This is a genomic window from Ileibacterium valens, from assembly GCF_001945525.1.
Taxonomy (GTDB): domain Bacteria; phylum Bacillota_I; class Bacilli_A; order Erysipelotrichales; family Erysipelotrichaceae; genus Ileibacterium; species Ileibacterium valens.
The window spans coordinates 1-6,264 of the sequence record NZ_MPJW01000034.1 but is presented as its reverse complement, the minus strand read 5'-3'; the positions used below and the strand labels follow the sequence as shown (position 1 = coordinate 6,264).

Sequence of the window (6,264 nt, the reverse complement as noted above, 5' to 3'; positions counted from 1 at the left end):
CGGGGCCAATTGCCGTGCAGCTTCTGTGAAGTGCTGTCTACCATCGAACCAAAATGAAGACTATCAATGGGGGTAAGGGGGCAATATGTCTTCTTATTCACTCTTGACAAAGGTCATTTCATAACAGTTATAGTGTGTTTGGTAATTTTGTTTATTGATCATGAACATATTTTACCAAAAAAGGCACCTCATCCATTACGGATCAGGTGCCTCTTTTTATTTTTGGACTGTCAGAAATTTAACAGCCCCTTTATAATCGATTCAACTTATGCAAATTTTGTTTCAAAACAGGATTGACGCCGCTTTGTGAATAGGGAAAACCTTCGATCCGATTGTCTCATGAAGTTTCAATGGACCGAGTTAAGCCGGCTGTTCTGCCTTTTTGATTGAAGATACAATGGGTATTTCTTCTTTGATTACAGCCTGATCTTCTACAAGCAGCTCAACGGGATCTTCCTGGTCAGAATCCTGATGATCTTCAGAATCCGGCTGGTGGTCATGACGGTTCTTAAATACGATAAAGATCAATGCCCCAGCAATCATTGGAATGTAATAGGACGAAATACGCCAGAGCAGTAAAACAGCTCCGGTAAGAGCCCCAAACATTCCTCTGAATAAAAGGGAAAAAACCACTTCGGTACCACCTGATGCGCCTGGAAGCGGAATAAAGCTGTTCGCCATCGTAACAAAAGAGGACAGTGCCATGACATCCACAAACTGATTCAGGTGAACATCAATTCCAATTCCCCTGGCTACAAAATACGGTAAGGAAAAATGCAATGACAATCGAACGATATTGACCAACATGCATTTGACAATCAGAACTCTATCCTGCGAAAGATGCTTAATCTCTTTTGTAAAACGTGTGATCGTATCTTTTGTTTTGACAAGAGCGGCTTCTCTTTTCTTAAAAAATTTGAAGCGACTTACCACATTTAAAAGTTTGTCAATCAGTCTTAAATAAAAGACCGGAAAGATCGCGATTGTATAGAGAATCACAATAACAACTACATTCATTAGATAGCCCGCAAAGACGATCCAGAACCACGCGGACAGATTAACGTAATGTGTAAAACGAAGCGCAAATAGAATCGTGACATAAATCATCATCGTTGTCTGATAAATGATAAAGTCAGCCCACAGAAGGCTCGCCCCATCTGAGTAGCTGATTCCCTGCTTCTTAAGCACGTAAATCTGCCCAATCTGTCCACCGGTCGAACTTGGAGTAATCCCTGCAAAAAAGTTTCCGATAAACGCGACATTAATTCCTTCGAGCAGTGAATAGTTCTTTTTATACTTTGCACCTAAAATCTGATAACTGATTCCCCAGACCATCGTGAATAAAAGTCCCCACGAAAGCACAAGAATCATATTGAATGTATTCATTCGCTCCAAAGCCTGCATAGCCAGCTTATAGTCATCTTTTAAGGCAAAATACATGGCGACAAAAGTCAGTGCGAGGATGAGAACAATATTGAATAAGTATTTTTTATTCAGCTTCATTCGTTCTCCTTGGGCAGCTGTCCAAACTTTTCCTTATAGGCATCAAGATAAAAATCTTTCCACATCTTCAGAACGTGATCAGCCGAATAGTATTCTGCGATTTCATCGCTGCGTTTTTTCCAGGTTTCATAGAACTGTGGATCTTCATAAAGCCGACAGATGAGCTCTTTAAAATCTTCGTTGTTTTCTCCCTTGAGATAATCATTGAAAAGAATGTCTTTATAAAGATCGAGGTTGCGCAAAACCATGGGGATCGACAGATTCACTGCTTCAAGAATAGTCATTGGAAACAGTTCGTTATAGCTAGGCATGAACAGGACATCCGCCATGTTATACAGATGAACCATGTCTTCACGATCCACAATGCCTGTAAAGGTTACATTTCCTGGAGGATTATCCATAATTTTTTTCAGTTCTTCATACCCTTCGGTCATTGCACCAAAGGAGAAGCCGCCAGCCCATACAAACTGAAAGCCAGGACACATTTCTGCCACTTTGACAAAGTCCTGAACTCCTTTACGGGTTTGCACCTGACCGCATCCAAGAACGACAAAATCATCAGGACTGATTCCATACTTCGTCCGCCATTCCATCTTGTCCATTCCTTCTAAAGGATGGAATCTTTCCTTTGAAACATAATTGGGAATGTAATAGATTTTCTCTCTTGGAATCTTATATTCCACTAAAGCATCAATAAAAATCGGATTCACAACGACTAGCCGGTCAGCCGATTTATAAAAGCTTGTGATATAGCTGGCCGCTGTTCCGGAAAACCATTTTGGAATCTTTAATGATCCATCCAGGGTATCTGGAAGAAAATGGCAATAAGCAATATTGACGGAATGATGATTGAGCATCTTAACGAAAAATTGTGGATCAATCGTATGAAAATGCTGGATATCGGCTTCCTGCAGCCATTTATTAATATAGACGTTAAAAAGGTCACTTGCCCCATCGCGGACCAGGCTAACCTGTTCCGTATAGGCTGAACCGACTCCCTGGCCAGCTACAGAATCCGCGCTTGAGAACATGACAATGTTGAGTTTTCTGTTATTCATAGATAAATTACCTGTTTCCCATTATATCAAGCGGATTAACCGCTGCAATTACAGTTACCTTTCAGTTTCCCGAAAACGAATAAAGCCGGCTTGCGCCGGCCATACTCAAGAAAGTTAAAGAAAGGGAATATGATTATGAAGTGAGCTTTTCTTTGCTCATCCTTAGTTTAACAAATCAAATCCTAAATGATCCCTCTTACGCTTAAGTAAAAACTGCAACTTTACCGCTCGAAATGTAGACTTCTCATCTCACATAAAAAGTAATTTTATCTTCTTAAGATAACTTAGTGAATGCAATACTTCGGACTTGTTTTGACTCAATCTTATGATCTGTTTTAAAACCATCTAATGAATTGTTCAAACGTAAAGCGCTTTATCTAATTTCTTCCTCTTTTTGAATAATCATTCATTCAGGAAAATGAGCTGTTTATAACATCAATCAGACAGGAACTGCACTTGAATTCTGCTCATTACTCGTTTCTTACTATTTCATTTTTGTATGCTTCTAAAGCATTGTCGGGCAATTTTTAAATCCTTTGATATGAACAATGAATTTCAAATTCGAATCCTTTATCACAAACTGCAAAGAAGAAGAGAAAAGAAAAAACCCCGATTCCGGGGCTCTTCCAAGAAAATTTTAAGAAAGGGAATTTGATTATGAAGTGAGCTTCTGTAGCTCATCTGTAGAATACAAAAAAGCCCTTTCCTTCTCACGTTTTATGCTCATCTTTTTGGCTCATAAATTTCTATTATTTTTAATCAGGCGCTAAAAAAAAAGGAGCTGCCTGCCTGACAGCCCCCTAAGAATTAAGAAAGGAATTTGATTATGAAATGAGCAAATCATCTTCTTTGCTCATGTGTAGATTACCATTTCTTTTCTTTTCGTTTGCTTGTTACCGATGTGAAATCATGTGCGTTTTTACCCGCTTATTTGCATATCATGGGATAAATATCTGAAGGTTTGAAACTGTTTGAGCTTTAATGCTTTCTTTCAGTTCTTCAAGCGTATCTACATCATTGAGCTCTTTAAATGCTGCGACCATTCCTGGATAGGAAAGGCCTGCCGCAAATAATACTGGCTCATTTTCAGCTTCGCTTTTTATCAGTTCCATTACATTCATCGAGCTTTGTGAATGAAGATTGTCGAGACTTACGATCCATTCGAGCCGGTCTGGATTCTGTTCGAATCCAAAATCTTCCTGCAACAGCTGTTTTGCCTGTTTTCTGATTTTACAAAACTGTTTTTTTAAAGCTTCAGGATCGTCTGCGTCCAGATAAAACAGGTTTTCCATATGATCCATTTCCAGACTCAGCACCTTTTTTAACTGATCACAAAACAGTTTCCCATATCCGTTAAATCCGCTGATGATAAAGCAGCGCATATTGATTTACCCTCTTCTTCTGCTTTTTTTGCGTTTGGCATCTTTCGCCTTTTTCCAGTCGACCCAGCTTTCCTGAACCCACACAGCCAGGGATTTCGGAACAGCTACCTGCTCTTTATTTCCAAAGTGGATGAATGAAGATTTAAAAATCCATCCTCCAACTTCGACGCCATTGATCTGCTTATAACGTCTGTATGTATCTGCATACATAAATCCTTCCGGAGTATAGCAGATTCTAGAAACCGTAGTGGCTTCAATGGCCATAGCGACCAGATAAACGCACAATGAGAAGTAGACCAGCGACATGGAATAGCGCTGTGCAGCATCCATATCCGTCTGAGTCGCCATCGCCATAAAACTGGCCAGTCCAAGACAGAGAGCGGCTCCAGCCCAGCATAACCAGATGCGGTTTTTACCGACAATAGCTACCTTTGCATCATGATGATTTTTCATGAAAATTTCCTTTTCCCTTTTTGAAGCGAAATAGGTTTTCCAGTTCGTATAGTTTGAATATCCTCCAAGCACCAGGACAACGGCGCCGAGGACCCAGAAAATAATTGTTGACATCCTGTTTCCTGATTTACCCTTTCTCCGGAATTTCCGGTTTATATGGAATTCTACACGATCCGGATGCATTTGCGTTTGAATCGAGAAGATTTCATACAAAATAATCCTATTCCTTTCACTTCTTTTCTTCTACTTTTTCATCAAAAACCAGTGTCCCGATTTTTCTATAAATTGTATTAAGCTTTTCTTTGCTAAATCAACTCAGTCGTGAATGTCTTCGACAAGCTGGTAAAATGAAGCCAAACAGAAAATCGGCAGTTTTTTTCGACCGAAAAAAGAGCCACAGAATGCAGAATAGGAAACAGAGTAAGAGTATGGAAGAAAAATACCGCCGGATTGCCGAAAGAATTAATCGTGACAATCACTTTTTACAATCAAGCCGTATGCGCGTTAAGGAATGCGGAGCCGGTTATGCGATCCTGGAAATGGATCTGGATGAACAGCTCCTGAATATTTATGGTCTGGTTCATGGAGGAGCCTTATTTTCACTGGCAGACACTGCAGCTGGCGCGGCCAGTTTTACGACTGGACGCGACAGTGTGACGTTGAATTCTTCAATCAACTATATTCGTCCAGCTTCAGGCGGAAAACTGAAAGCCTGCGCTTCAGAAATCCATGCCGGAAAAACGACAGGCGTTTATGAAGTATTCATTTACGACGATCAGGAACATCTTCTCTCCCGGGCTACCTTTACGATGTTCTTTTTAGATGAAGAGCGAAAGAAAGCCCATCCGAAATATGAAAATCAGGAAACCTCAATCCGATAAAAACGTTAAATTCCAATAACAAACCAGCAAAAGCAATAAACGAAATACAAAATTCGTAAAATAAGTCAAAGATCCTATTAATTGAAGTGATCTTTATACTGGTTAGAATCTTAATACAATCCAAGGAGAACACTTTATGAAAGTTTGTGTATTTGGTGCCAGCAGCACCCAGATCGATCCTGTTTTTAAACAGGCTGCATTTGATCTTGGAAAAGCAATCGCCGATAAAAACTGGTCCCTGGTATTTGGAGCCGGAGCTTCTGGAATTATGGGAGCAAGCGCTGATGGAGCCATGAGCATTCAAGGTGAGATCATCGGTATCGTCCCTTCCTTTTTCAAGGAACTTCATCATGCTCTGCATGAAGGATGTACCGAGATGATCTTTACTGAAACAATGCGTGAGCGCAAAGGTAAGATGGAAGATCTTGCCGATGCCTTTATCATCTGTCCGGGTGGTATTGGTACTTATGAAGAATTTTTTGAAGTCTATACACTCAAACAGCTTCAGCAGCTCGATAAGCCGATCTGTATTTTCAATGTTGCTGGGTATTACAATCCGCTCATTGAATTACTCAATAAAACCGTCGATCTTCATTTCATGTCTTCAAGCTGTCTCGATCTGATTATGGTCTCTGATTCAATTGATGAAATGCTTGCCTATATCGCAGGTTACGTTAAAGGCCATACAGAAGTTGATTTTATGCTTGAAGCGGAAGAAGAGTAATTTTTCCTAATTCAAGGCCAAAATCAGCTTAAAGTCTTTATTTTAAAAACATCAAGCCAGCAGGCTATCCTGGATCAGACCAGTCTGCTGGCTAATTATTTGTTATGGTCAGATTTTCTGCTTTTTGAGCTTCAACGTAACCTTTTGAAATTTGCACGGGCTTTTATTCCCGGTTATCCCTGAATACCATCAAAGGCGGAAATCTTCTCTGTGCTCCAGCTTTCCTCTCAGGAAAGTCGGAAACGGAAGATTTCCGCCTTTTG

The 6,264-nt window shown here is 40.1% G+C and carries 6 protein-coding genes; 2 read left to right on the top strand and 4 right to left on the bottom strand.

Annotated elements, in window-relative coordinates:
• Positions 1 to 360: 360 nt before the first annotated feature.
• The 4 genes from BO222_RS00995 to BO222_RS00980 form a co-directional block, all read right to left on the bottom strand.
• A complete protein-coding gene (locus BO222_RS00995; protein ID WP_075817579.1) occupies positions 361 to 1,503 on the bottom strand; it encodes a lysylphosphatidylglycerol synthase transmembrane domain-containing protein in 1,143 nt (380 codons plus the stop codon).
• The gene (locus tag BO222_RS00990) at positions 1,500 to 2,561 is read right to left on the bottom strand and encodes a glycosyltransferase family 4 protein (RefSeq protein WP_075817577.1); all 1,062 of its coding nucleotides are present in this window, start codon (positions 2,559 to 2,561) and stop codon (positions 1,500 to 1,502) included. The genes BO222_RS00995 and BO222_RS00990 overlap by 4 nt, the downstream gene beginning before the upstream one ends.
• Positions 2,562 to 3,499: 938 nt before the next feature.
• Positions 3,500 to 3,943: a hypothetical protein gene (locus BO222_RS00985; RefSeq protein WP_075817575.1), complete on the bottom strand. Its 444-nt coding sequence runs from the start codon at positions 3,941 to 3,943 to the stop codon at positions 3,500 to 3,502.
• Between the two features lie 6 nt (positions 3,944 to 3,949).
• Complete coding sequence (locus tag BO222_RS00980) at positions 3,950 to 4,510, bottom strand: hypothetical protein (RefSeq protein ID WP_075817573.1); 561 nt, start codon at positions 4,508 to 4,510, stop codon at positions 3,950 to 3,952.
• Positions 4,511 to 4,797: 287 nt separating this feature from the next.
• Here BO222_RS00980 and BO222_RS00975 point away from each other — a divergent pair, with 287 nt between their 5' ends.
• Both BO222_RS00975 and BO222_RS00970 read left to right on the top strand, forming a co-directional pair.
• Positions 4,798 to 5,277: a PaaI family thioesterase gene (locus BO222_RS00975; protein ID WP_075817581.1), complete on the top strand. Its 480-nt coding sequence runs from the start codon at positions 4,798 to 4,800 to the stop codon at positions 5,275 to 5,277.
• A gap of 136 nt (positions 5,278 to 5,413) precedes the next feature.
• Positions 5,414 to 6,001 carry an LOG family protein gene (locus BO222_RS00970; protein ID WP_075817571.1) on the top strand — a complete coding sequence of 196 codons (588 nt, stop codon included), beginning with the start codon at positions 5,414 to 5,416 and terminating at the stop codon, positions 5,999 to 6,001.
• The last annotated feature ends 263 nt before the right edge of the window (positions 6,002 to 6,264 follow it).